The 25571-nt window shown below is 71.7% G+C and carries 23 protein-coding genes; 13 read left to right on the forward strand and 10 right to left on the reverse strand.

The genetic code is table 11. From position 1 onward, the window contains the following. Positions 1-6: 6 nt before the first annotated feature. The 5 genes from cseC to AQJ54_RS31810 form a co-directional block, all read right to left on the reverse strand. On the reverse strand, positions 7-1341 hold the full coding sequence (gene cseC, locus AQJ54_RS31790) for a two-component system sensor histidine kinase CseC (protein WP_062033397.1): 1335 nt from the start codon (positions 1339-1341) through the stop codon (positions 7-9). Positions 1342-1356: 15 nt separating this feature from the next. Next, positions 1357-2061 carry a two-component system response regulator CseB gene (cseB, locus tag AQJ54_RS31795; protein ID WP_020141090.1) on the reverse strand — a complete coding sequence of 235 codons (705 nt, stop codon included), beginning with the start codon at positions 2059-2061 and terminating at the stop codon, positions 1357-1359. 81 nt (positions 2062-2142) lie between these two features. After that, positions 2143-2820, reverse strand: a complete 678-nt coding sequence (locus AQJ54_RS31800; RefSeq protein WP_062242977.1) for a hypothetical protein — start codon at positions 2818-2820, stop codon at positions 2143-2145. Further along, positions 2805-3347 carry a SigE family RNA polymerase sigma factor gene (locus AQJ54_RS31805; protein ID WP_020141092.1) on the reverse strand — a complete coding sequence of 181 codons (543 nt, stop codon included), beginning with the start codon at positions 3345-3347 and terminating at the stop codon, positions 2805-2807. Before AQJ54_RS31805 ends, AQJ54_RS31800 begins: the two co-directional genes overlap by 16 nt. A 222-nt stretch (positions 3348-3569) precedes the next feature. Next, positions 3570-4565, reverse strand: coding sequence for an HhH-GPD family protein (locus tag AQJ54_RS31810; protein WP_062242981.1), 996 nt, complete (start codon positions 4563-4565; stop codon positions 3570-3572). 348 nt (positions 4566-4913) lie between these two features. Between AQJ54_RS31810 and AQJ54_RS31815 the strand changes: the two genes are divergently transcribed. Then, positions 4914-5774, forward strand: a complete 861-nt coding sequence (locus AQJ54_RS31815) for a hypothetical protein (protein WP_079070089.1) — start codon at positions 4914-4916, stop codon at positions 5772-5774. Between the two features lie 60 nt (positions 5775-5834). On the opposite strand, the gene disA is transcribed toward AQJ54_RS31815, so the two are convergent. Beyond that, positions 5835-6959 carry a DNA integrity scanning diadenylate cyclase DisA gene (gene disA, locus AQJ54_RS31820; RefSeq protein ID WP_028810200.1) on the reverse strand — a complete coding sequence of 375 codons (1125 nt, stop codon included), beginning with the start codon at positions 6957-6959 and terminating at the stop codon, positions 5835-5837. Positions 6960-7040: 81 nt separating this feature from the next. Further along, a complete protein-coding gene (gene radA / locus AQJ54_RS31825; RefSeq protein WP_062033383.1) occupies positions 7041-8450 on the reverse strand; it encodes a DNA repair protein RadA in 1410 nt (469 codons plus the stop codon). 226 nt (positions 8451-8676) lie between these two features. Here radA and AQJ54_RS31830 point away from each other — a divergent pair, with 226 nt between their 5' ends. After that, entirely contained in the window at positions 8677-10380 is a 1704-nt protein-coding gene (locus AQJ54_RS31830) for a BACON domain-containing protein (RefSeq protein WP_062242987.1), read from the forward strand. Between the two features lie 501 nt (positions 10381-10881). Here the strand turns inward: AQJ54_RS31830 and AQJ54_RS31835 are convergent. Next, positions 10882-11811, reverse strand: a complete 930-nt coding sequence (locus AQJ54_RS31835) for a DUF3109 family protein (RefSeq protein ID WP_428843810.1) — start codon at positions 11809-11811, stop codon at positions 10882-10884. Between the two features lie 71 nt (positions 11812-11882). Between AQJ54_RS31835 and AQJ54_RS31840 the strand changes: the two genes are divergently transcribed. The 4 genes from AQJ54_RS31840 to ilvD all read left to right on the forward strand — a co-directional run bounded on the left by AQJ54_RS31840 (position 11883) and on the right by ilvD (position 16489). Then, positions 11883-12824 carry a Ppx/GppA family phosphatase gene (locus tag AQJ54_RS31840; RefSeq protein WP_062033378.1) on the forward strand — a complete coding sequence of 314 codons (942 nt, stop codon included), beginning with the start codon at positions 11883-11885 and terminating at the stop codon, positions 12822-12824. 140 nt (positions 12825-12964) lie between these two features. Then, positions 12965-13789, forward strand: a complete 825-nt coding sequence (locus tag AQJ54_RS31845) for a sugar phosphate isomerase/epimerase family protein (RefSeq protein ID WP_062033376.1) — start codon at positions 12965-12967, stop codon at positions 13787-13789. Continuing rightward, complete coding sequence (locus tag AQJ54_RS31850) at positions 13786-14424, forward strand: TetR/AcrR family transcriptional regulator (RefSeq protein WP_062242990.1); 639 nt, start codon at positions 13786-13788, stop codon at positions 14422-14424. Before AQJ54_RS31845 ends, AQJ54_RS31850 begins: the two co-directional genes overlap by 4 nt. 211 nt (positions 14425-14635) lie before the next feature. Further along, the gene (gene ilvD, locus AQJ54_RS31855; protein ID WP_030323812.1) at positions 14636-16489 is read left to right on the forward strand and encodes a dihydroxy-acid dehydratase; all 1854 of its coding nucleotides are present in this window, start codon (positions 14636-14638) and stop codon (positions 16487-16489) included. A gap of 58 nt (positions 16490-16547) precedes the next feature. Here ilvD and AQJ54_RS31860 read toward each other — a convergent pair whose 3' ends face one another. Continuing rightward, a complete protein-coding gene (locus AQJ54_RS31860) occupies positions 16548-18647 on the reverse strand; it encodes a serine/threonine-protein kinase (protein WP_062242993.1) in 2100 nt (699 codons plus the stop codon). 182 nt (positions 18648-18829) lie between these two features. Here AQJ54_RS31860 and AQJ54_RS31865 point away from each other — a divergent pair, with 182 nt between their 5' ends. The 7 genes from AQJ54_RS31865 (at position 18830) to proC (ending at position 23922) form a co-directional block, all read left to right on the forward strand. Then, positions 18830-19156: an SH3 domain-containing protein gene (locus AQJ54_RS31865; RefSeq protein WP_062242997.1), complete on the forward strand. Its 327-nt coding sequence runs from the start codon at positions 18830-18832 to the stop codon at positions 19154-19156. An 87-nt stretch (positions 19157-19243) separates the two neighbouring features. Next, positions 19244-19525: an SH3 domain-containing protein gene (locus AQJ54_RS31870; protein WP_428843811.1), complete on the forward strand. Its 282-nt coding sequence runs from the start codon at positions 19244-19246 to the stop codon at positions 19523-19525. Between the two features lie 55 nt (positions 19526-19580). Continuing rightward, positions 19581-20090, forward strand: coding sequence for a hypothetical protein (locus tag AQJ54_RS31875; RefSeq protein ID WP_062033360.1), 510 nt, complete (start codon positions 19581-19583; stop codon positions 20088-20090). Between the two features lie 341 nt (positions 20091-20431). Further along, positions 20432-21211 carry a class I SAM-dependent methyltransferase gene (locus AQJ54_RS31880; protein ID WP_062033357.1) on the forward strand — a complete coding sequence of 260 codons (780 nt, stop codon included), beginning with the start codon at positions 20432-20434 and terminating at the stop codon, positions 21209-21211. A gap of 189 nt (positions 21212-21400) precedes the next feature. After that, the gene (locus tag AQJ54_RS31885; RefSeq protein WP_062033354.1) at positions 21401-22234 is read left to right on the forward strand and encodes an ABC transporter ATP-binding protein; all 834 of its coding nucleotides are present in this window, start codon (positions 21401-21403) and stop codon (positions 22232-22234) included. After that, entirely contained in the window at positions 22231-23022 is a 792-nt protein-coding gene (locus tag AQJ54_RS31890) for an ABC transporter permease (RefSeq protein WP_062033351.1), read from the forward strand. Before AQJ54_RS31885 ends, AQJ54_RS31890 begins: the two co-directional genes overlap by 4 nt. Before the next feature lie 87 nt (positions 23023-23109). Then, positions 23110-23922 (forward strand): pyrroline-5-carboxylate reductase, encoded by an 813-nt coding sequence (gene proC, locus AQJ54_RS31895; RefSeq protein ID WP_062033348.1) that lies wholly within the window; start codon positions 23110-23112, stop codon positions 23920-23922. A 65-nt stretch (positions 23923-23987) separates the two neighbouring features. Here proC and trpS read toward each other — a convergent pair whose 3' ends face one another. Then, positions 23988-25016: a tryptophan--tRNA ligase gene (trpS, locus tag AQJ54_RS31900; RefSeq protein ID WP_062243000.1), complete on the reverse strand. Its 1029-nt coding sequence runs from the start codon at positions 25014-25016 to the stop codon at positions 23988-23990. Positions 25017-25571: the final 555 nt, after the last annotated feature.

The following is a 25571-nucleotide window of genomic DNA, read 5'->3' on the forward strand; positions in this document are numbered from 1 at the left end:
CTGCGGCTACGGCAGCAGCGGATGGCTCCCCGTCGCCGTTGGGGCGTGCTCCGGCAGCCACAGGACCGCCACCGCGCCCTCCGAGGGGATCTCGTCCGGCGCTCCGGCGGGGCGGACGTTGCGGAAGGTCAGGCGGGCGCCGAGGACCCGGGCCTGGCCCGCCGCGATGGTCAGACCCAGCCCGTGGCCGTGGCCCGCCCGGTCCGCGCTGCCCGTGCGGAAGCGGCTCGGGCCGTCGGCGAGGAGGTCCTCGGGGAAGCCCGGGCCGTGGTCGCGGACGCGGATCACGCGGCCCTCGACGGTGACCTGGATGGGCGGCTTGCCGTGCCGTGCGGCGTTGGCGAGGAGGTTGAACAGGACGCGTTCCAGGCGGCGCGGGTCGGTGGTGACCTCCGACTCGTGCACCACCCGGACCTCGATCTCCGGGTCCTTGGCCGCCACCCGCCGGGCGACGAACTCGCCGAGCAGGATGTCCTGGAGCTCGGCGCGTTCGGAGGCGCCGTCGAGGCGGGCCACCTCCAGGACGTCCTCCACCAGGGTGCGCATGGCCTTCGCCCGGTCCAGGACCAGCTCGGTGGGACGGCCGGGCGGCAGCAGTTCCGCCGCCGTCAGCAGGCCCGTCACCGGTGTCCGCAGCTCGTGCGCGATGTCCGCCGTGACCCGGCGCTCCGCCTCGAGCCGCTGCTGGAGCGCGTCCGCCATGGCGTCCACCGCGCTCGCGAGGTCGTCGGTCTCGTCCTGGACGACCCCGCCGATCGCGTCCCGGACCCGTACGTCGGTCTCGCCCTTGGCCATCTGGTTCGCCGCGGCCGCCGCCTTCCGCAGCCGCCGGGACAACTGCCCGCCGATGAGCACGCCGAGCGCGCTGCCGCCGAGGACCACCGCGATGGAGCCGATCACCAGCGCCTGGTCGAGGTCTTTCAGGATGTCGGTGCTGCGGTCGGTGAACCCGGTGTGCAGGGACAGCACGTGGCCGCCCTTGACCGGGACGGCCGCCCAGATGTCGGGCCCCCGGTCGGGACGGTCGGAGACGAAGGTCGCCCGGCGGCCCTCCTCCACCTTCCTGCGCAGCGGCGGCGGCAGATGCCGGTCGTCGACCACGATGCTGGGGAAGTTCGGCTTGCCGGTCAGCTCGTAGTTGCGCTGCGCGATCCGGATCCGCTCGTCGGCCAGGTCGCGCGCGTTGTCCAGCATCGAGACCCGTGCCGCGTTGTGCACGACCAGGCTGAGCGCGACCGCCACCAGCGCGCCGACCAGCGCGATGGCCGCACTGAGCTTCCATCTCAGCCCTGTCCGCATCACCACGCGCTCCGTCACCGGGCTCCGAAGGATCCCCCGCATGCCCAGGCCCCCCGCTCAGGCCTTCAACTTGTAGCCGAAGCCGCGGACCGTCTCGATCCGGTCCTGGCCGATCTTCGTCCGCAGCCGCTGCACATGGACGTCGACGACCCGGGTGTCACCACCCCAGCCGTAGTCCCACACCCGCTCCAGGAGCTTGTCGCGGGAGAGCACGGTGCCGGGCGCGGAGGAGAACTCCAGGAGCAGCCGCATCTCGGTCGGCGTGAGGCCCACCGGCTGTCCGCCCTTGCGCACCTCCATGCCCTCGGTGTCGATCTCCAGCTCGCCGAAGGTCAGCACACCCCCGGCGTCGGGGGCCGCGCTCTCCTCGCCCCGGTCGGCGCCGCCGGCGTGCCCGAAGCGGCGCAGCACCGCGCGGATCCGGGCGACCAGGACGGCGCCGTCGAACGGCTTGGTCACGTAGTCGTCGGCGCCCGCCTCCAGGCCCAGCACCACGTCGATGGAGTCGGCCCGCGCCGACAGCATGATCACCGGCACGGTGGACTCGTCGCGGATACGACGGCACAGGCTGACCCCGTCCAGGCCCGGGACCATGACGTCCAGCAGGGCGATGTCGGGGCGGTCGGCCCGGAACGCCTCCAGGCCGGACAGTCCGTCGGGCATGGCGGTGACCGCGAAGCCGTCCCGCTCCAGGGCGAGCTGGGTGGCCTCGCGGATGACGTCGTCGTCCTCGACGAACAGCACGTGGGTCTGGTCTGCCATCCGGGTGCTCTCACTCTTCGGGGTCGTGACGGTCACTAAGTAATCGTTCCGGGGGGTCCGATCGGTTCACCTGTGCGGGACTCAGTTGTCCGGCGTCGGCGTCGGGTCCGTGCCGACCACGCCGCTGTAGTCGCTGTGCGTCCTGTACACCGTGGCGAACTTCCCGGCGGCCCAGCGGTAGGTGGTCACGTTCTCACCGGACGGGGCCGACACCGGGTCGCCCTTCTCGTACACCTGCTTGGTCACCACCAGGTCGCCGCGGTCGATCTCGGCGTAGACCGGGGGTTCCTCGGCCTGGAAGACATTCTGGTACGAACCGTCTTCCTCGCGGTACACGTACGAGCCGACACCCACCAGATCGGCACAGGTCACGACGTTGACGACGACGTCGTCGGCCGAGCCGCCGGTGAGGTCGCCGTAGGAGAGGTCGACCGGGTACTCGTCGGCGACACACGGCTTCAGGTCGCGCTTGACCGCGTCGGAGACCTTCGGGTCCGACTTGAGGAGGGCGACCGCGGAGGTGCGGTCCAGGCGCGGCGAGGCCGCGAGGGACGGCGCGGCCGCGGACCGGGCGTCGGTCCCGGCGACCGCGTGCGCCGGACCCTCGTCACGGGTGCCGGTGCCGCCGGTGGCGCAGGCGGAGACGAAAAGGGCAAGGGCGGCGAGCACGGCCACTGCCGTGCTCGCCGCCTGGAGAATCCCCCGGACCGGAGCGGGGTCCGATCTGGTGGGCCCGGGTTCGGTCAGGCCGCCGCGCAACGCTCCCGCTCCTCACGCTCCAGCGCGCGTGCGTCCAGGTCGCGGGCCTCCAGCTCCTCGCGGAGCCGGGCGAGCGCCCGGTGCAGCGTGCTCTTGACCGTTCCCACCGACATGCCGAGGGCAGCGGCCGTCTCCTCCGTGGACATCTGCTCCCAGTGTCGCAGCACGACGACACTGCGCTGCTTGGGGGCGAGCACTTTCATGACGTCCATCAGCAGGGCGCGGTCCGCGTGCTGCTCGGTGGAGTCGTCGACCGAGGCGTCCGGGAGCTGCTCGGTGGGCACCTCGTCCAGCTTGCGCGCCCGCCACCACTCCGTGCGGGTGTTGATCATCACCCGGCGCAGATAGGCGTCCGCGAGCCGCTTGTCCTCGATGGTCTCCCAGCGGCCGTACGTCCGCACGAGCGCCGTCTGGAGCAGGTCCTGCGCGTCGACCGGGTCCGGGACCAGCCGGCGTGCGCTGCGCAGCAGCGCGTCCTGCCGGGTGCGGACGTACTCCTCGAACTCGAGCACCTCGCCCTGCGCCATGTCGACCGCCTCCTGCTTTCCCCGTGTGTCCCTCGTGGTCTGCGGCCCGGTGTCGCCGGGCCACGCAGATGAAGCTACGGAGCGGTTGTCACGGGGCTGTGCGAAGCAGCGCGCGGCTGGCAATCGGCTGTCCGTCGGTTGTGTAACGGAAGCCGAAAAGGGGTAAACCGGCGCGGTTGATTGCGCCGGTTCACACCGTTATGTCGGTTCTTCCGTCGTCCTCTATGTCAACGGCAGCCGATACAAACCACCCGCGAGGGGCTCCACGAGCCCATCGGCGACCAGTCCGTCCAGCGCCCGTGCCCGCTGCACCGGCTCGTGCCAGACCCGGTCGAGGACCGTCTGCGGGACGGGCGCGTGGGCCTCCCGCAGCACGGCGAGCAGCTTGCCGCGGACCTGGCGGTCGGTACCGGCGTACGTCTGTCCGCGCCGCGCGGGCCCGTCGTGCGCGGGCTTGCCCGCGAGGCGCCAGGAGCACTGCGCGGCGATCGGGCAGCGCTGACAGCTCTCGTTCTTGGCCGTGCACACGAGCGCGCCCAGCTCCATGGACGCGGCGGCCCAGCGGGCGGCCGTGGCCTCGTCCTGCGGCAGCAGCGCGCGGGCGAGCTTGCGCTCGGCGGCCGTGGTCGCGTTCGGCGGGTACTGCACACCGGTCACCGCCCGGGCGAACACCCGCCGCACGTTGGTGTCCAGGACCGCGTGCCGCTGCCCGTACGCGAAGGAGGCGACGGCCGCGGCCGTGTACTCGCCGATCCCGGGCAGCGCCAGCAGTTGCGCGTGGTCCGTCGGCACGTCCCCGCCGTGCCGTTCCGTTATGGCGACCGCGGCGCCGTGCAGCCGCAGCGCCCGGCGCGGATAGCCGAGCCGCCCCCAGGCGCGCACGGCCTCGCCGGGCGCCTCCTGGGCCAGGTCGGCGGGGCGTGGCCAGCGGGCCAGCCACTGCTCGTAGACGGGCAGCACCCGGCTCACCGGCGTCTGCTGGAGCATGAACTCGCTGACCATCACGCCCCAGGGGCCGGCCTCCGGGCGCCGCCAGGGCAGATCCCGGGCGTGCTCGTCGAACCAGTCGATGACGGGGGCGTGCAGGTCCTCTCCGCGAGGAGTGCCTGCGGTGCCTGCGGTGTCGGCGAGGGGGGTTCCGGCGGTGTCGGCGAGAGCATGGCCGGTGTTGTCGGCGGCGGCGGGGCGGCTGGGCGAGGGCTTCGTGGGCGCAGTCATGGCCTTCCGATCCTGCCATGCCGGAGCGGGCGGACGGGTGTTCTGCGGGGCCGGGTCGGACGGATCCGGTACGGGGGAGCAGCCCTGGCCAGAGGTGCAAGGGACACGATCGCGAACACGCCGTCCGTCCACGTCCCGACCTCGGGCCGTCACCCGCGCGGGGGGACCTGTGCGGTCACGCACCGTAGGCAGGAGGTCCGTTCGGTCACACTCCGCCGTCGAAACGTGTCACGCCTGGCGAAAGCCGCCCCTGGAACGGGAGTTGCCGGAATGATGATCCGGAAAAGTTGTGGCGTGGGGCGGCGGGTGAGAGCGGTGAACCCGGCGATCTCTCGTACAGTTTGCGCCGTGGGATCTCTGCGCAATCCGGTCGGGCCGCTTCCCTCCTCCATCTACTGGCGACGGAGGGCCGTCATGCTGTCCGTCCTCGCCGTGCTGGCGCTGCTGATCGCGTGGATCGTCAGCTTCGGCGGCGGTGGGGGTGACAAGAACGGCGCCGACGGGTCCAACGGCAAGAATCCCACCCCCTCGACGATCAGCCCCGGACCGTCCGGCTCCGGGCCCGCGATCAGTCAAGCCCCGGGCGGCCGCGACGAGTCGACGACCGGCGGTGACACCTCCGGCGGCGCGGGAAGCGGCGGCGGTGACGGCTCCGACGTGGGCAACGGGGGCTCCGGCGGGGCGGGGGGTGCGGGTGGCTCCGACGCCGGCGGTTCCGGTGGTACGGACGGCGCGGGTGCCGCCGGGGGCGGCGTCGCGGGCTCCGGGGTGGGTCAGGGCGACACCCTGCCGGCCGGGTCCGGACTCCCCAACTGCACTGCCACATCTCTGAAGTTGACCGTCCGCAGCCAGCGCAACGCCTACGAGCCCGGTCAGACGCCCACGTTGCTGCTCACCGCGACCAACTCCTCCGGCAGCGACTGCAAGGTCGATCTCGGCCCGAAGAACGCGGTGCTGACGATCACTCAGGCCGACTCGGACGACACGTACTGGTCGTCCGCCGACTGCCCGAAGACCGCGGGCAACCTCGTCTTCCGGGCGCCCGCGGGCAGCAGCATCACCTACACCGTGAAGTGGGACCGCAAGCCGAGCGCCCCGCAGTGCGCGACTCCTCCGGCCGGTTCCGCGGGTGCCGGGACGTACCTGGTCGAGGTGAAGAAGCCCGGATATCCCACCGTTCAGGCCTCGTTCGTGCTGGAGAACGACTGAGACTCCCCGGGAACCCCGCGGGGAGTCTCCGACGCAGCGTGTCGGGGCCTTGGGACGTACTTAGACGTACCGCTCCAGGATCGAGCTCTCCGCGAGCCGCGACAGGCCCTCGCGGACGCTCCGCGCCCTGGCCTCGCCCACTCCGTCGACCGTCTGAAGGTCGTCCACGCTGGCCGCGAGGAGCTTCTGGAGGCCGCCGAAGTGCTCCACCAGGCGGTCGATGATCGCGCCGGGAAGGCGGGGGACCTTGGCCAGCAGGCGGAAGCCGCGGGGGGAGACCGCCGAGTCCAGGGACTCGGGGGAGCCGGTGTAGCCGAGGGCGCGGGCCACGGTGGTGAGTTCGAGGAGCTCCGCGTGGGACAGCACGTTCAGTTCGTACAGGGCCTCGTCGACCGTGCGGGAGCGCTTCGCGGTGGGCTCGGGGACGTAGTCCCGCACGACCAGTTCGCGCTCCGGCTCGACGCCCGCGATCAGCTCGTCGAGCTGGAGGGCCAGGAGGCGGCCGTCGGTGCCGAGTTCGACGACGTACTCGGCGATCTCGGTGGCGATACGGCGGACCATCTCCAGGCGCTGGGCCACCGCCGAGACGTCCCGGACCGTCACCAGGTCCTCGATCTCCAGCGCGGAGAGGGTGCCGGCGACCTCGTCCAGGCGCAGCTTGTAGCGCTCCAGGGTCGCCAGCGCCTGGTTGGCGCGGGACAGGATCGCCGCCGAGTCCTCCAGGACCCGGCGCTGGCCGTCGACGTACAGGGCGATCAGGCGCATCGACTGGGAGACGGAGACCACCGGGAAGCCGACCTGCTTGCTCACCCGGTCCGCGGTGCGGTGCCGGGTGCCGGTCTCCTCCGTCGGGATGGTGGCGTCCGGCACGAACTGCACACCGGCCCGCAGGATCTTCGACAGGTCCGACGAGAGCACGATCCCGCCGTCCAGCTTGCACAGCTCACGCAGGCGCGTGGCGGCGAACTCGACATCCAGGACGAAACCGCCCGTGCACATCGTCTCGACCGTCTTGTCGAAGCCCAGCACGATGAGGCCGCCGGTGTTGCCGCGCAGCACCCGCTCGAGGCCGTCGCGCAGGGCGGTGCCGGGGGCCACGGCGCTCAGGGAGGCGCGCATCAGGCCATCGGAACCGGCACTTCCACCGGACTTTCCGGGAGCTGCTGCCCGGTCGTTGGCTGCCACTGCTCTCCTCCGGTCGCGGGGTCTGGGGCGCTCCCGTGTCGCACATTCGGTTCGTACGGACGGGCGAGACCAGGGCAAAGTCTACCGGCGGTCCTCCGCGTCCCGTGGGGCCTCTCGCCGACGCGAGCGCGGAAGGACCCTCAGGGCGTCCCCTATGTCCGCGACTTCCAGGACCTTCATGCCGGGCGGGACCTTGCCCGGATCGCCCGGGACGAGCGCGTGCGTGAAGCCCAGACGGTGTGCCTCGGAGAGCCTGCGCTGGACCCCGGTGACCCGTCTGACCTCGCCCGCGAGGCCCACTTCGCCGATCGCGACGAGGTTCTTGGGCAGCGGGGTGTCGCTGGCCGCGGAGGCCAGGGCGAGAGCGACCGCCAGGTCGGCGGCGGGTTCCGAAAGCTTTACCCCGCCGACCGTGGCCGAGTAGATGTCCCGCTTGCCGAGCGCGCTGATCCGGCCGCGCTGCTCCAGGACGGCGAGCATCATCGAGACCCGGGAGGTCTCCAGGCCGGAGGTGGTGCGCCGGGGGGAGGGGATCTGCGAGTCGACGGTGAGCGCCTGCACTTCGGCCACCAGGGGGCGGCGGCCCTCCAGGGTGACGGTGAGACAGGTGCCGGGGACCGGTTCGTCACGACGTGTCAGGAAAAGTCCGCTTGGGTCGGCGAGGCCCGTGATGCCCTCGTCGTGCAGCTCGAAGCAGCCGACCTCGTCGGTGGCGCCGTAGCGGTTCTTGACGCCCCGTACGAGCCTGAGGCGCGCGTGCCGGTCGCCCTCGAAGCTCAGGACCACGTCCACGAGGTGTTCTAGGAGCCGCGGTCCGGCGATCGCGCCGTCCTTGGTGACATGGCCCACCAGGAGGGTGGACATCCCGCGCTCCTTGGAGGCCCGGATCAGCGCCCCGGCCACCTCGCGCACCTGGGCCATGCCGCCGGGGGCGCCGTCGATCTCCGGTGAGGCCACGGTCTGCACCGAGTCGAGGATCAGCAGCGACGGCTTCACCGCGTCCAGATGACCGAGGACCGCGGACAGGTCGGTCTCGGCGGCGAGATACAGGTGGTCGTCGATCGCGCCGATGCGGTCGGCGCGCAGCCGGACCTGGCTCGCCGACTCCTCGCCGGTCACATAGAGCGTGCGGTGCTCGTCGCTCGCCGACTTGGCCGCCACGTCCAGCAGCAGCGTGGACTTGCCGACGCCGGGCTCGCCCGCGAGCAGCACCACCGCGCCGGGCACCAGGCCGCCGCCGAGCACCCGGTCCAGCTCGGGCACGCCGGTGGAGCGGGCGGTGGCCTGACGGCCGTCCACCTGGCCGATGGGCACGGCGGAGGTGGTGACACGGCCGGGTGTCGTCGTACGGACCGCGGGCGCGCCGTACTCCTCGATCGTGCCCCAGGCCTGGCACTCGGGGCAGCGGCCGAGCCATTTGGCCGTCTGCCAGCCGCACTCGGTGCAGCGGTAGGACGGACGCTCCTTGGCGGACTTCGTACGGGTGGCCATGCACGAACCGTAACCGCCGCCACTGACAACGCGGTCCGCGCCACCGGCGATCCGGCCGCCGCCCCCACCCGGCCTGCAGGTCAGTGCGGGAACCGGCCACGTCACGCCGGGAACGAGCCACGGAATCCGGGGTTCCTGTCCCCTATTGAGGGATCGTTTCACCCGTACGGAGTAAAACTCCTCAAGGCGCAGGAAGGGGCCATCTTCCGCCCCCTACGGTCCACGGATGATGAGCAGCACTCCGGAGACCTCGACCCGCACCACCGGCGCGCACCGGGCGCAACGGGAGGAGCGCGACCGCGGTGCCGCGCGCACGCTGGCGCAGCGGCCGCCCGGGCGCTACGAGCCGTATCTGGACGGCCTGTTCACCTACTGCCTGTCGGTGCTGTGCGAGCACGACGCGGCGACCGCGGCCCTCGGTGACGTCCTCGCGCTCGCCGAGAAGCGCGGCGGCCCCGACGCGGCCGGCGACCGCCGGGCCTGGCTGTACGCACTGGCCCGCTGGGCCTGTCTGCGCAAGCTGGCCGAGGCCAAGCAGAAACGTCAGGCCACCCACGCGGCCGGGCGCCACGGAGCCTCCGCCAAGTCCGCCGAACCCCCGGTCGCCGAGGACGTCCTGGCGGAGCGGCGCCGCGAACTCGCCCAGCTGGCCTGGCCGGAGGCGGCCGGCACCACCCCCGAGCAGCGCGAGGCGCTCGAACTCGCCGTACGGCACCACCTCGCCGCCCACGAGGTCGCCGCCGTCCTCGGCATGGACCTCGCCGGCGCCCGCGAACTGCTCGCCTCCGCCGCCTGCGAGGTCGAGCGCACCCGCGCGGCCCTCGCCGTCGTCGAGACCGGCGACTGCCCGAGCGTGGCCCGGCTCACCGGCGACAACCAGTTCGTGCTCAGCTCCGCCCTGCGCCGCGAACTCGTGCGCCATGTCGACGACTGCCCGCGCTGCCGCCGCAGCGCCGAACGCGCGATCCCCGGCCGCTGGCCCGGCGCCATGACCACGCCCGCCGAACTGCCCGTCCTGGAGGCCCCGCGCGCGGCCCTGCACATGGCGCTCGCGCACCCGCCACGCGCGCGTGGCGCCGGGGTGCCCCGCTTCGACCGGCGGGGCTTTCCGATGGACCCCAAGGACCGCGCCGCCCGCCGGGACCGTCTGCGCGCGCGTGCCGTCACCACGACCGTCGTCGCGACCGTGGTCGCCGCGCCCGTGCTCGCCCTGTGGGCCGCGTACCGGGGAGGCCCCGGCGAGGGCGCCGACGGTCACTCCGCCAGCGCCAGCGAGGCGCACGGCCCCGGCAGCCTGGACGGCGCGAGCGCGAGCGGCGGCTACCAGAACGCGGGCAACGCCTCCGTGAGACCCGGCCCCCGCTTCACCAAGGACGGCCGCCCCGACGTCTCCGTGGAGGTCGTGAGCGTCACCGGCGCCGGCAGGAAGGGCGCCGGACAGCTGGAGGTGGCCGCCGACAACGACGGCGACACCACCCTGGTCACCCTCACCGCGAACGGCGCCGCCCCGGTCCGCTGGTCGGCCACCACCGGCGCCTCCTGGCTCTACCTCAGCCACTCCTCGGGAACCCTGAAACCCGGCCAGTCGTTGACGATCAAGGTGTACGTCGACCATCTGCGCGAGCCGTCCGGCCCCTGGAGCGCGCGCGTGGCGATCTCACCGGCCGGCGCCGTCGTCACCATCCACGGCTACGGCACCGCGCCCACCCCGACCGGCCCCGGCCCGCGCCCCACGCCGCCGAGCGATCCCCCGAGCTCGTCCGACCCGGACCCGACCCCCAGCGACCCCACCTCCCCGCCGACCGGCAGCGAGCCCCCGCCGTCACCGGACCCGACCCCCACCGCGTCCACCGACCCGTCCACGCCGACCCCATCGGATTCGACCCCGCCCCCGAACGAGGGCGACGACCCGAGCCCGTCCACGTCGTAGGGCGGCAGGGTGGGCATACCCGTCGCGTGGCTGCCGCCGAGCCGCCCGCGGCGACCGGTGCGGGGACGTCGGACTGTCAGCGGGGTAGGTTGCCTTGCGGGTGCGGCGCAGGCGAGCCGCGCGAGACGCCGGGCACCGGACCGGCGTGCTGCTCGGTACGGAGGCCGATCCGTCGGCGGGGGCGGCGGCCTCACGGGTGCGGAGCAGGCGAGCCGCGCGAGACGCCGGGCACCGGACCGGCGTGCCGCTCCGGACAGCGGCCGATCTTCGGAAGCTCGCGGCCTCCGGGGCGGAAGCCGGCCCTCGGACGGAATCGGCCAACCTCATAGAAGCCGGCCCACGACCGAAAGCCGCCCCTCGGACAGCGGCGGCCTCTCAGACGGCCGGACCCGCGGGACCTACTGGACCCCCGGCCCTTCAGACCGCCGGACCCGCGGGACCCACCGGACCCCCGGCCCTTCAGACCGCCGGACCCGCGGCACCCACCGGCCCCCCGGCTCCTCAGGCCGCCGGACCCGCCGGACCCGCCGGACCCGCCGGACCCGCCGGACCCGCCGGATCCGCCGGATGCGGTGCCAGCAGCGGCAGCTGCGACGCCAGGCGCTCCTCGCACAGCTCGACGAGACGGTCGTAGCCCGCCTTGCCCATCAGCTCGATCAGCTCGGGCCGGTAGGACACGTAGACCGGGTCGCCCGCGCCGTGGGCCGAGGTCGCCGAGGTGCACCACCAGTGCAGGTCATGGCCGCCCGGGCCCCAGCCGCGCCGGTCGTACTCGCCGATCGACACCTGGAGCACCCGGGTGTCGTCGGGCCGGTCGATCCAGTCGTACGTCCGCCGCACCGGCAGCTGCCAGCAGACGTCCGGCTTGGTCTCCAGCGGCTCGCGGCCCTCCCGCAGCGCCAGGATGTGCAGCGAGCAGCCCTGGCCGCCCGCGAAGCCCGGCCGGTTCTGGAAGATGCAGGAGCCCTGGAAGGGGCGGGTCTGGCGGTCGCCGTCCTCGTCCTCCGAGACCCAGCCGTTCGCCGTGCCCTCGTCGTGGTGCTGCCAGATGTCCGGAGTGAGTCGCGCCACATGCTCGGCGACCCGCTTCTCGTCGTCCTCGTCGGAGAAGTGGGCACCCAACGTGCAGCACCCGTCGTCCGCGCGCCCCGCCTGGATGCCCTGGCAGCCGCTGCCGAAGATGCAGTTCCAACGAGAGGTCAGCCATGTCAGATCGCAGCGGAAGACCTGCTCGTCGTCCGCCGGATCCGGGAACTCCACCCACGCGCGCGCGAAGTCGAGTCCCTTCTCGTCGGCCGCCAGAGCCTGCCTGGCCTTCTTCGACAGCTTCGCCGGCTTCGACCGCCCCGCAGGCGCTACCGGCTTCACCGGCGAAGAACCGTCGGCAGTTGTGGCCGGTTTGTCGTCCTTCACCTTTTTCGTCTTTGGCACGCGTCCAGGGTAAGTCGCCGGAAGCCCCTCCGGAGACAGTCGAACGACCAGCTGGCAGTAGCGTTCCCTACATGAGACTCGGTGTCCTCGACGTGGGATCGAACACGGTGCACCTGCTGGTGGTGGATGCGCACCCCGGCGCACGCCCCCTGCCCGCGCACTCGCACAAGGCGGAGCTCCGCCTTGCCCAACTCCTCGACGGGGCCGGTGCGATCGGCCCCGAGGGCGTCGAGAAACTCGTCTCGGTCGTCAAGGACGCCCTCCAGGCCGCCGAGGACAAGGGCGTCGAGGACCTGCTGCCGTTCGCCACCTCCGCGGTCCGCGAGGCCAGCAACGCCGACGACGTCCTCGCGCGCGTGCGGGCCGAGACCGGCGTCGAGCTCCAGGTGCTCTCCGGCGCCGAGGAGGCCCGCCTCACCTTCCTCGCCGCCCGCCGCTGGTTCGGCTGGTCGGCGGGCAAGCTCCTGGTCCTCGACATCGGCGGCGGTTCCCTGGAGATCGCCTACGGCATCGACGAGGAACCGGACGCCGCGGTCTCCCTGCCGCTCGGCGCGGGCCGCCTCACCGCGGGCTGGCTCCCCGGCGACCCCCCGGACCCGGACGACATCCGGGCCCTGCGACGGCACGTGCGCGCCCAGATCGCCCGTACGGTCGGCGAGTTCGCCCGCTTCGGCGCCCCCGACCACGTCGTCGCCACGTCCAAGACCTTCAAGCAGCTGGCCCGCCTGGCCGGCGCGGCCCGCTCGGCCGAGGGCCTGTACGTCCAGCGCGAGCTGAAGCGGGAGTCCCTGGAGGCCTGGGTCCCGAGACTGGCCGGCATGACGACGGACCAGCGGGCGGAGCTGCCGGGCGTCTCGGAGGGCAGGGCGAACCAGCTCCTGGCCGGTGCCTTGGTGGCCGAGGGCGCGATGGACCTGTTCGGGGTGGAAACGGTCGAGATCTGTCCGTGGGCGCTGCGAGAAGGCGTCATCCTGCGCCGACTTGACCACATGGGTTCAGCGCAGGGCCTCTAGGGGCGCGGGGCTGTGTCTCTCTGCGGCTCCGCCGCGGGGCGCGACAAGCCACGACGCACCCGCAGCCGCCCCCGTGGCAAACACCACAACGGCGAATAGGCGTCCCGTTACACCCCTGCGGACGCCGTAGGCTGACCGACGTGGCAGAACCAGTCGTACGGATCCCGGATGCGAAGGTCGCCCTCTCGACGGCCTCCGTCTACCCGGAGTCGACGGCGACGGCCTTCGAGATCGCCGCACGCCTCGGCTACGACGGCGTAGAGGTCATGGTGTGGACCGACCCGGTCAGCCAGGACATCGAGGCCCTGCGCCGCCTCTCCGACTACCACGGCATCCCGATCCTCGCCGTGCACGCCCCGTGCCTGCTCATCACGCAGCGCGTGTGGTCGACGGACCCCTGGGTCAAGCTCCAGCGCGCCCAGGCCGCCGCGGAGAAGCTCGGCGCGAGCACCGTCGTCGTGCACCCGCCGTTCCGCTGGCAGCGCCAGTACGCCCGGGACTTCGTCGACGGCATCTGGCGCATGGCGAACGAGACGGACGTACGGTTCGCCGTCGAGAACATGTACCCCTGGCGCTACCGCGACCGCGAGATGCTCGCCTACGCCCCCGACTGGGACGTCACCAAGGACGACTACCGGCACTTCACGATCGACCTCAGCCACGCGGCGACCTCCCGGACCGACGCGATGCAGATGGTCGACCGGATGGGGGACCGGCTCGGCCATGTCCACCTCGCCGACGGCAAGGGCTCCGCGAAGGACGAGCACCTGGTCCCGGGACGCGGCAGCCAGCCCTGCGCCGAGCTGCTGGAACGCCTCGCGCTGAGCGGCTTCGACGGCCATGTCGTCATCGAGGTCAACACCCGCCGCGCGATGTCCGGCGCCGAACGTGAGGCCGACCTCGCGGAGGCCCTCGCCTTCACCCGCCTCCATCTGGCCTCGCCGGTGAAGGTGCCGCGGCGATGAGCGGCCCGGAGGGCGCCCCGGCCGTGAGCGACGGCACGGCCCGGAAGCGCGGCCGACCCCGTCGTACGGACTCGGACGCGGCCGGCACCCGCGACCGGATCCTGGTCGCGGCCCGCGAGGAGTTCTCCGAACGGGGCTACGAGAAGACGTCGGTGCGCGGCATCGCCAAGGCCGCCGGGGTCGACTCGGCGCTGGTCCACCACTACTTCGGCACCAAGGAGCAGGTGTTCGCGGCCTCCATCGAGGTCGCCTTCGCGCCCGCCCTCAACGCGTCGGACACGGTCGCCGAAGGGTCGCTGGACGGCGTCGGCGAGCGGCTGACCCGCTTCATCTTCGGCATCTGGGAGAACCCGACCACCCGCACCCCGCTGCTGGCGATCGTCCGCTCCGCCGTCAACAACGAGACCGCGGCCGCCGTCTTCCGCCGCCTGGTCGCCTCTCAGCTGCTGCGCCGCATCGCGGCCCAGGTCGACGCGCCGGACGCGGAGCTGCGCGCCGAACTCGCCGCCGCGCAGCTCATCGGGACGGCGATGCTCCGGTACGTGATCAAGGTGGAGCCGCTGGCCTCGGCGGACCCGGAACAGATCATCGCGCGGGTGGCGCCGGTGGTGCAGGGGCATCTGACCGGGGCGTGATTCCCCAGTGGTGCAGGGGCATCTGACCGTGGCGTGATTCCCGAGTGGTGCAGAGCCGTCTGACCGGAGCGTGACTCCCGAGACGCCTGTCCCGCATTCCGGACACCCTGTCCCGACCCCTGGATGACCGGCGTACGCTCGATAGCAGTCAGAAATCTCTTACGACCGTCTCTGACGTCTCTGACGAACGTCTCTGAAGGAGCGAGCGACGATGCCCGAGCTGAGGTCCCGCACAGTCACCCACGGCCGCAACATGGCGGGCGCCCGCGCCCTTATGCGCGCCTCCGGTGTACCCGGTGCGGACATCGGCCGCAAGCCGATCATCGCGGTCGCCAACTCCTTCACGGAGTTCGTGCCCGGCCACACCCACCTCCAGCCGGTCGGCCGGATCGTCTCCGAGGCGATCGTCGAGGCCGGCGGCATCCCGCGCGAGTTCAACACCATCGCGGTCGACGACGGCATCGCGATGGGCCACGGCGGCATGCTCTACAGCCTCCCCTCCCGCGACCTGATCGCCGACTCCGTCGAATACATGGTCGAGGCCCACTGCGCAGACGCCCTGATCTGCATCTCCAACTGCGACAAGATCACCCCGGGCATGCTCAACGCGGCCCTGCGCCTGAACATCCCCACCGTCTTCGTCTCCGGCGGCCCGATGGAGTCCGGCCGCGCGACCCTCGTCGACGGCACGGTCCGCACCCTCGACCTGGTCGACGCGATCTCCGACGCTGTCAACGACAAGATCTCCGACGAGGACATCCTCCGTATCGAGGAGAACGCCTGTCCGACCTGCGGCAGCTGTTCGGGCATGTTCACCGCCAACTCGATGAACTGCCTGACCGAGGCCATCGGCCTCTCCCTGCCCGGCAACGGCTCGGTCCTCGCCACGCACACGGCCCGCAAGCAGCTGTACGTCGACGCGGCCAACACCGTCATGGACATCACGCGGCGCTACTACGAGCAGGACGACGAGACCGTCCTGCCGCGCAACGTCGCCACCTTCGCGGCGTTCGAGAACGCCATGGCGCTCGACATCGCCATGGGCGGCTCCACCAACACGATCCTGCATCTGCTGGCGGCAGCCCAGGAGGCGGGAGTGCCCTTCGGCCTGGAGGAGATCAACGAGGTCTCGCGCCGGGTCCCCTGCCTCGCGAAGGTCGCCCCGAACGTGGCGAAGAACCGCACGTACTACATGGAGGACGTGCACCGCGCCGGCGGCATCCCGGCCCTCCTCGGCGAACTGCACCGCGCGGGCCTGCTCAACGAGGACGTCCACTCCGTCCACAGCCCCTCCCTCGCGGACTGGCTGAAGACCTGGGACGTCCGTGGCGGCTCCCCGTCCCCGAAGGCCGTCGAGCTGTGGCACGCGGCCCCGGGCTGTGTCCGCTCCGCGGAGGCCTTCTCGCAGTCCGAGCGCTGGGAGGCGCTGGACGAGGACGCGGCCGAGGGCTGCATCCGCTCCGCCGAGCACGCCTACTCCAAGGACGGCGGCCTCGCCGTCCTCAAGGGCAACCTCGCGGTCGACGGCTGTGTCGTGAAGACGGCCGGCGTGGACGAGTCGATCTGGCGCTTCGAGGGCCCCGCGGTCGTCTGCGAGTCCCAGGAGGAGGCCGTCCAGAAGATCCTGCTGAAGGAGATCAAGGAGGGCGACGTCGTCGTCATCCGCTACGAGGGCCCCAAGGGCGGCCCCGGCATGCAGGAGATGCTCTACCCGACCTCGTACCTGAAGGGCCGAGGCCTCGGCAAGGCCTGCGCCCTGGTCACCGACGGCCGCTTCTCCGGCGGCACGTCCGGCCTCTCCATCGGCCACGCCTCCCCGGAGGCCGCGGCCGGCGGCACCATCGCCCTCGTCGAGGACGGCGACCGCATCCGCATCGACATCCCGGCCCGCACGATCGAGCTCCTCGTCGACGACGAGGAACTGGCCCGTCGCGACGCGGCCCTCGGCGGCGTCTACGCCCCGAAGAACCGCGAGCGCAAGGTCTCGGCGGCCCTGCGTGCCTACGCGGCGATGGCCACGAGCGCGGACAAGGGCGCGGTGCGGGACGTCTCGAAGCTGGGCTGACACCCTTCTCGAACAGGGCCGTCCCTCCGGGGGCGGCCCTTTCGCATACCCCGCCGCGTCACCAGGCCGACGGGTCCCGGGCATCCACGGCGAACACGGTGCCGTCGGGGGCGGTGGCGTAGATGTGGTGGTCGGCGAGGACGGGGCGGGGCCGCACGGCGATCACGTCGTCGGAGTTCGCGCCGAGCCGCGCCGGGGTTTGTCCCACGAGCGTTCCCTTGCGGGCGTCCACGGCGAGCAACCGCCCGTCCGAAGCGGCGACGAAGACGTGACGGCCGTCGGAAACCGGGACGGACCCCCGGCTCACCGAAGTCTCCAGATGCCAGAGCTGCCTGCCCGCATCGACGTCGATGGCTTCCAGGGCACCGCCGCCGGCCAGTACATAGACGACACCGTCGTGCACGGTGGCCTGCGCGCCCAGGCGGGGCACAGGCAGAGCCACCTTGTGCGTGGCGTCCTTTCCGGGGGTGTAGCGGATCACGGCCTTGGCGAAGTCGTAGACCTGGTCGACGGAGAGGAAGAAGACCGAACCGTGCTCGGAACCTATGGGTGTCAGCGCCCCGTCGAGCCGTTCGTCCCACCGCACGTCCCCTGTGGCCGCGTCCACGGCGGTGACCCGGGTGCTCGACTCGTCGACGGACGTGCTCGTCACGTACAGCAGTGGGTCGCCGGGAAACGTGGTGAACGACGGTGCGGAGTGGCCGGGGATCTTCTTGCTCCACTCGGTGTCGCCGGACGCGCTGCGCACACCGGTCACCGTGCCGTCCGCGCCGGTGAGCAGGAGCATGCCGTCGGTCTGCCACAGACCGTCGTACGTGGGCACGTTCCGCTGCCAACGCGCGCGGCCCGTGGCGGGGGCGAGCGCCTCCAGGCGGTTGCCGTGGTCGGCCAGCGGCTGGACGAGGCCGCCGGACAGGGCCGGAGGGTCGTTCCAGCGGCTCGTGTCGGCCGCATGACGCCACAACAGGCCGCCGTCTGCCGGATCGAGGGCGTAGACCAGTCCTGCCTGCACGCAGAGGACTTTCCCCGCACCGTAGGAGCACCGGGGTATCCCCTTGCTCCCTGGCACCGGTTTCACGTCCCACGCGCGGAACGCCGTCGCCTTGGCCTGTGGCGTGGTGGTGTTCGCAGGTACGGGGCCCTTGGTGCCGGTCAGGTGCAGCGAGGTGAACACACCGCCGCCGATGAGGACGAGCGCCGCAGCGGCGAGCAGTACGTTCCTGTGCAGGCGCCGCCCCGACCGTTGCCGCACCTGCTCGGCGGCCTTCCGCCCAGGTGCCGCCTCATCGCCCACGCGCTGCGCCGGTATGAACGCCTGCGTGTCGTACGAGGCCGCCACCGACCGCAGCTCCCGCATCAACTCGTCCGGAGTCGGCCGGTCCTCGGGCTCCTTGGCGAGACACCGCACGATGAGCGGCGCGAGATTCGCCGGTACGCCCGTCAGGTCCGGCTCGTCGTGCACGACCTGGTAGGCGACGACGTACGGACTGTCGGAGTCGAACGGCCCCCGCCCGGTCGCCGCGTGCACCATGACCGAACCCAGCGCGAAGATGTCCGCGGCGGGTCCGACCTCCCTCGGCCGCCGGAACTGCTCGGGCGCCATGAACGGCGGGGTCCCGATCAACTTCCCCGTCTCGGTCCGCAGTTCGCTGTCCTTTGGCCGAGAAATGCCGAAGTCGATGACCTTCGGCCCGTCCTCGGCGAGCAGCACGTTGCTGGGCTTGAGATCCCGGTGGACCACCCCGACCCGGTGGATGTCCCGCAGCGCCTCGGCCAGCCCCGCCATCAGCCGCCGCAACTGGGCGGGCTCCAAGGGGCCGTTCCGCTTCACCTCGTCGGACAGGGTCGGGCCAGGGATGAACAGGGTGGCCATCCAGGGCCGTTCGGCATCGGGGTCGGCGTCGACGACGGACGCGGTGAACGCCCCGCTCACCTTCCGGGCCGCGGCCACCTCCTGCCGAAAACGCCCCCTGAACTCGTCGTCCTTCGCGAACTCGGCATGGACGATCTTCACCGCGAGCTTCATTCCCGAGGTGCTCTGCGCGACATGCACGACACCCATCCCGCCGGACCCGAGGCGGGACTCCAGCCGGTAGTGACCGGCGTACTCGGGAAGTTCCGCTTCCGCGCCCGCTCCGGTGTTGCCCTGTGGCGCCATGGAACCACCCCCGTGCTGATCGTCCGCGCGCGCGACGCACGGAGCCTAGTCGATGTCACGTTCGGGACAGAGGCGGCTTGCTAGTGTCCGCGTGCGAGTTGCGCACATGTGTTTCATGGCGCGATTCAGGGGAATCAACGGGACCCCATGGCAGTCATGGGGACCAACGGGGGAGGATCGTCATGTCTGTTGACCGTGTCGAAGAGATCGAGGGCGGGAAGAGCGGCACCGCCGAGAAGGCGGCCGCCGGGACTGCTTCCGTGCACTACTTCTCCGTCGCACCGGGCTACCGCCTCAATGTCCGCCGAGGCCCTGGCACGCAGTACGGCATCGTTCGTGTCCTGCCCGAGGGTGCTCAGGTCGCGATCTACTGCCAGACGCCGGGCACGTCGGTGGCAGGCCCGTACGGCACCTCGAACATCTGGGACAACATCGCCAACGGCGAATTCGTCTCGGACGCTTACGTACTCACCGGCAGCGACGGCTACGTGGCCTCGCGCTGCGGCTGACCCCGCCCACTGATCCAGGAGGCTCTACTCGTGACGTCCCTGAAGCGCAGATCCGCGATGCTCGCAGGTCTCACCGGCGCCCTCCTCATGGTGGGCGCCGCCCACGCCGAGGCCACGACGTCGAGGTACTACCCGGTGGCCCCCGGCTACCAGGTGAACGTGCGCAGCGGCCCCGGCACGGGTTACAGCGTCGTGCGGGTGCTGCCCGAAGGCTCCAAGGTGCCGATCTACTGCCAGACCCCGGGAACCTCGGTGACCGGCCCCTACGGCACGAGCAACATCTGGGACAACGTCAGCAACGGCCAGTACGTCTCCGACGCCTACGTGAACACCGGCAGCGACGGCTACGTGGCCGACCGCTGCTCCTGATGCCCGAAGGGAGCCCGCCCCCGTCCCGGACACCTCCCGGAGCCATAATCGTCCCGTGAGCGACGAATCCGGCACCCAGGACATCCCCGCGGGCTCCCCCGAGGGCGGCCCCCGCCCCGAGCCGATCCGTTTCTTCGGCACGACCTGGGTGGACCACGACAACGGCTACGCCCTCCGCCGCGCCGGCGTGGCCGTGGGTTCGCTCGCCGCCGCCGTCGCCTCCTGCCTGATCCTCCGCTTCGCCTACGAGGGCCTCCAGATCGCCGACACCGGCAGCTTCGTGACCGTCCTCGTCATCGCGATGTTCGCAGTGTGCAGCGCGCTCGCCTTCCGCAACACCTGGGACGGCTTCGGCCGCCGCCCCGACCCCGACCGCCAGGCCTCCCTCCGCGGGCTCCTCGCCATCGGGTTCGTGGGATCCCTCCTGGCCTACTTCCTCCGCTCCCTCACCGAGGCGCCGGGCGAGAAACTGCACCGCCAGGAGTACGAGTCGGCCCGCCGCCAACACGAGAAGCGCAGCACCCGCCGCACCGGAAACCCCTCGAAGAAGAAGCGCCCCCGCTGAGCAGCCGGCGACGAAAGCAGCACCGGCAGCGGGTTCCTTGAGCGTGTCCGTCGGCGGAGTCGTAGTGGCCCTGTGGCCTGAGCCTGTCCGCCGGGGGAGTCGTAATGGCTTTATGTCCTCGAGCGTCTCCGCCGGGGGAGTCGTAACGGCGTCGGGGTCCCGGAGCTTGCCGCCGAGGGAGTCGTACCGGCGCCGAAATTCCCGCCCCGGCGCGCAGGAAGCCGCGCCGCCCGCTCTCGGGAACCCGGCCCCGCGGGCGAACCCCACCCCAGCCGCCGCCCTCCCCACGTCTCACCAAAAACTCACCCCCTCCCGACCCCCGCCCCGGTCACCATGGCCTCATGACCGCCTCCTCCCACACCAGCCGGGCCCACTCCTTCAACGCCGCCGCGGCCCAGTACGCCGCCCACCGCCCCTCCTACCCGCCCGCCCTCTTCGACGCGATCGAGGAGCTCTCCGGCCGGACCCTCGCGGGGTCCCGGGTCGTGGACGTCGGTGCTGGCACCGGGATAGCGACCGCGCTGCTGCACGACCGCGGTGCCGAGGTCCTCGCGGTCGAACCCGGGGACGGCATGGCCGAGCAGTTCCGCCGCGTCCACCCCGAGCTGCCGATCGTGCGGGGCGACGGCAACGACCTCCCCCTCCTCACGGACTCCGTCGACTTCTTGACCTACGCCCAGTCCTGGCACTGGACCGACACAGCCCGCGCGGTGCCGGAAGCCCTGCGGGTGCTGCGCCCCGGCGGATCACTGGTGCTGTGGTGGAACACCCACGCCCTCGACATCCCGTGGATCGCCGGCCAGTTCGACCGGGTTGCCGAGCACTTCAAGGACTACGGCGCCAAGCCGGCCGCAGCGGTGCAGGACACCCGACCCCGCTCCCTCCTGGCCGACCCCACCGGCCGGCTCGACTTCGCCCACCGCGTGGTCCGCTGGAGCCGCCGCGTGTCCCTGGACGCCCACCTCGCCAACATCGGCAGCCACTCGATCTTCCTGGTGGCCGGTGAGGAACACACCGGCGTCTTCCTCACCGAGGAGCGGCGGATCCTCCAGGAGGTCTTCCCGGACGGCACCGTCGAGGAGACCTACGACGTCGAACTGCTGGTCGCCACAGCCGCCTGACCCCGCGCGGCGGCCCACCCCTTCAGGGCCGCCGCGCAAAGCACCACCACCACCTCACCTCATCAACAGCCGTGTGCTGACCCGCGTGCAGACACCGGCAGGTCCTCCACGCCGGTCACGAACCGACGCCTGCACGCCTCCACGCACGCCGCTTGACGGGTCCGAGTCGGCGAGAGCATTATTCATCGCATGATGAATAAAGCGTCCGGTCCTCCCGCCGACCACCTGGACCGTCCGGACCACCCGGGCCGAGCACCGCAGACTCCCGCCGTCCACGCCGACGGCCTCACCGTCGTCCGAGGTCCCCGCACCGTCCTGCACGACCTCGCCTTCGACGTCCCCCGCGGCCAGATCACCGGCCTCCTCGGCCCCTCCGGCTGCGGCAAATCCACCCTGATGCGCTCCATCGTCGGCACCCAGGCCAAGGTCAGCGGCACCCTCGACGTCCTGGGCCGACCCGCCGGCCACCCCGCCCTGCGCACCCGCATCGGCTACGTCACCCAGGCCCCCTCCGTCTACGACGACCTCACCGTCCGCCAGAACCTCGACTACTTCGCCGCGATCCTCGCCCCCGGCCGCGCCGCCGCCGACCGCCGCCACTCCGACGTCACCCAGGCCATCACCGACGTCGACCTCACCACCCACGCCGACTCCCTCGCCGGCAACCTCTCCGGCGGCCAGCGCAGCCGCGTCTCCCTGGCCGTCGCCCTCCTCGGCACCCCCGAACTCCTCGTCCTCGACGAACCCACCGTCGGCCTCGACCCCGTCCTGCGCCGCGACCTCTGGGAGCTGTTCCACGACATCACCGCCCGCCGCGGCGCCACCCTCCTCATCTCCTCCCACGTCATGGACGAGGCCGAGCGCTGCCACCGCCTCCTCCTCATGCGCCAGGGCGAGATCCTCGCCGACGACACCCCCGACGCACTCCGCACCCGAACGAACTCCGACACCGTCGAGGCCGCCTTCCTCCACCTGGTCGACCAGGCCGTCGAGGCGAGCCGCACCAAGGAGCACACGCGATGACCACGACCACCACACCCGGGGCCGACCTCGCGCCCGCCCCCACCAGCGCCCTCAGCCTCCCCCGCACCACCGCCACCGCCGCCCGGGTCCTGCGCCAACTCCGCCACGACCCACGCACCATCGCGATGCTGATCCTGATCCCCTGCGTGATGCTGCTCCTGCTGCGCTACGTCTTCGACGGCAGCCCCCGCACCTTCGACAGCATCGGCGCTTCCCTCCTCGGGATCTTCCCGCTGATCACGATGTTCCTGGTCACCTCCATCGCCACCCTGCGCGAACGCACCTCCGGCACCCTCGAACGCCTCCTCGCCATGCCCCTGGGCAAAGGCGACCTCATCGCCGGCTACGCCCTCGCCTTCGGCGCCCTCGCGATCATCCAGTCCGCCCTCGCCACCGGCCTCGCCGTCTGGTTCCTGGGCCTCGACGTCATCGGAAGCCCCTGGCTCCTGCTGCTCGTCGCGCTCCTCGACGCCCTGCTCGGCACCGCCCTCGGCCTGTTCGTCTCGGCCTTCGCGGCCTCCGAGTTCCAGGCCGTCCAGTTCATGCCGGCCGTGATCTTCCCCCAACTCCTCCTCTGCGGCCTCTTCACCCAGCGCGACAACATGCACCCCGTCCTGGAGGCCATCTCCGACGTCCTGCCGATGTCCTACGCGGTCGACGGCATGAACGAGGTCCTCAGGCACACCGACATGACGGCGACCTTCGTACGAGACGCGCTGATCGTGGCCGGCTGCGCCCTGCTGGTCCTGTGCCTTGGAGCGGCGACCCTCAGGCGCAGGACCGCCTAGCGCCGACCGGAGTGACACCCGCGAGCCCACGTCCCGCCCACCGGACAGCCGGCCCTCCCCCCCCGACCCGGTGCCAGACTGAACCGCATGAGCCAGAAAGTCGCAGTCCTCGGCACCGGCAAGATCGGCGAAGCCCTGCTCAGCGGAATGATCCGCGCCGGCTGGGCCCCGGCCGACCTCCTGGTCACCGCCCGCCGCCAGGAGCGGGCCGAAGAACTCCACGCGCGCTACGGAGTCACCCCGGTCACCAACCCGGAAGCCGCCAAGACCGCCGACACCCTGATCCTCACGGTCAAACCGCAGGACATGGGCACCCTCCTCGACGAACTCGCCCCGCATGTCCCCGCCGACCGCCTGATCATCAGCGGCGCCGCCGGTATCCCCACCTCCTTCTTCGAGGAGCGCCTCGCCACCGGCACCCCGGTCGTCCGCGTCATGACCAACACGCCCGCCCTGGTCGACGAGGCCATGTCCGTCATCTCCGCCGGCACCCACGCCACCGCCGGCCACCTCGCCCACACCGAGGAGATCTTCGGCGCCGTCGGCAAGACACTCCGCGTCCCCGAGTCCCAGCAGGACGCCTGCACCGCCCTGTCCGGCTCCGGCCCGGCGTACTTCTTCTACCTGGTCGAAGCCATGACGGACGCCGGCATCCTGCTCGGCCTGCCCCGCGACAAGGCCCACGACCTGATCGTCCAGTCCGCCATCGGCGCCGCGACGATGCTCCGCGACAGCGGCGAGCACCCGGTGAAACTCCGCGAGAACGTCACCTCCCCCGCGGGCACCACCATCAACGCCATTCGCGAACTCGAGAACCACGGCGTACGAGCCGCACTCATCGCCGCTCTCGAAGCCGCCCGCGACCGCAGCCGCCAGCTGGCCTCCGGCAACAACAGCTGACCGACACCCTCACCGCCGCCCCCTCACACACGGGGGCGGCACGCGGGGCACCGCCGACCGCCCGGCTACCCGGCCGCCGCACTCACCGCGATATCACTCGCCGCCGGCAACAGCCCGATCGCGCGATAAGCGGCATCCACGGTCGGCCGCGCCATCGCCCGAGCCCTCTCCGCGCCATCCCGCAGCACCCCCTCCACATAGCCAGGATCCGCGCACAACTCCTTGTGCCTCTCCTGCACGGGCCTCAAGACCTCCACCACGGCCTCGGCGGTGTCCTTCTTCAAGGCGCCGTACGACTCATATACACCGCTCAGCTCCGATGGGTTCCCACCCGTGCAGGACGCGAGGATCTCCAGCAGATTCGCCAGACCCGGCCGGGCCGCCGGGTCGTACACGACGTCCCGCCCGCTGTCGGTCACGGCCCGCATCACCTTCCTCCGCACGACCTCCGGCTCGTCGAGCAGATAGACGATCCCCGGCCCCGAGTCGTCGGACTTCCCCATCTTCGACGTCGGCTCCTGGAGGTTCATGACCCGCGCACCCACCTTCGGCGAGGTCGTCCGCGGCACCACGAACGTGTAGCCGTACCGCTGGTTGAACCGCACCGCCAGATCCCGCGTCAGCTCCACATGCTGAGCCTGGTCGTCCCCGACCGGCACCTCGTCGGCCCCGTACGCCAGGATGTCCGCCGCCATCAGCACGGGATACGTCAGCAGCGACAGCCGCACACTCCCGCCCCGCGCCCGCTCCCGGGCAGCCTTCTCCTTGTACTGGATCATCCGCCGCATCTCGCCGTCCGTGGCCACGCACTCCAGCACGTACGACAACCGCGCGTGCTCGTCCACATGACTCTGCACGAACACGGTGCACAGCTCGGGATCCAGCCCCACCGCGAGCAACAGCGTCGCCGCCTGCCGACTCAGCCGCCGCACCCGCGCCGGATCATGGTCGACGGTGAGTGCATGCAGGTCGACGATGCAGAACAGCGACTCCGCCTGGTGCTGATCGACGGTGGCCCACTGCCGCATCGCTCCCAGGTAGTTCCCCAGCGTCAGATGCCCCGTCGGCTTGACCCCGCTGAAGACCCGCGTCATCTCTCCACCTCCTGGTCGAGACCGCCGTCCCCGGCCGGCCGACCCTCAGGAGCTCAGGAGGGAGATACGCGAACGGCCGCCGAGGAGGCGGCCGTTGAGTGCATACGTGCTTACGGCCGCCGTCAGGCGGCCCACCACTGCTGGGTGCACGTACGCGTTGTCATGTCTGCCAGCGTACGCCTGCGGGCCCGGTTCCGGACCTGAGTTGACACTGCCCTGCCCCGTACGTAGTGTTCTCCGAGTTGTCCGACGTGAGCGCCGACCCCGGTCGGTCCCCGGACAGCCATTCCGCAAGTACCAGCCAACACAACGACGGCAGTCGCTCTGTCTGCCCTCGCCGTATTGGCGTGCGTATTCGCGAAATGAGGAATCCGCGTTCGAAAGGGCGCTGGCCCCCGATTAGCTCGGGAGCCGGGAATCCGCTAAAGTCTCACTCGTCGGAACGGCCCAACAGCCGGGAAGACAAGCCCCGCTGACCGGGGATCAGGCCCGAAAGGATCTGATAGAGTCGGAGCCGCCGGAAAGGGAAACGCGGAAGCGGGAACCTGGAAAGCG

It is taken from the genome of Streptomyces griseorubiginosus (assembly GCF_001514195.1).
GTDB lineage: Bacteria > Actinomycetota > Actinomycetes > Streptomycetales > Streptomycetaceae > Streptomyces > Streptomyces griseorubiginosus.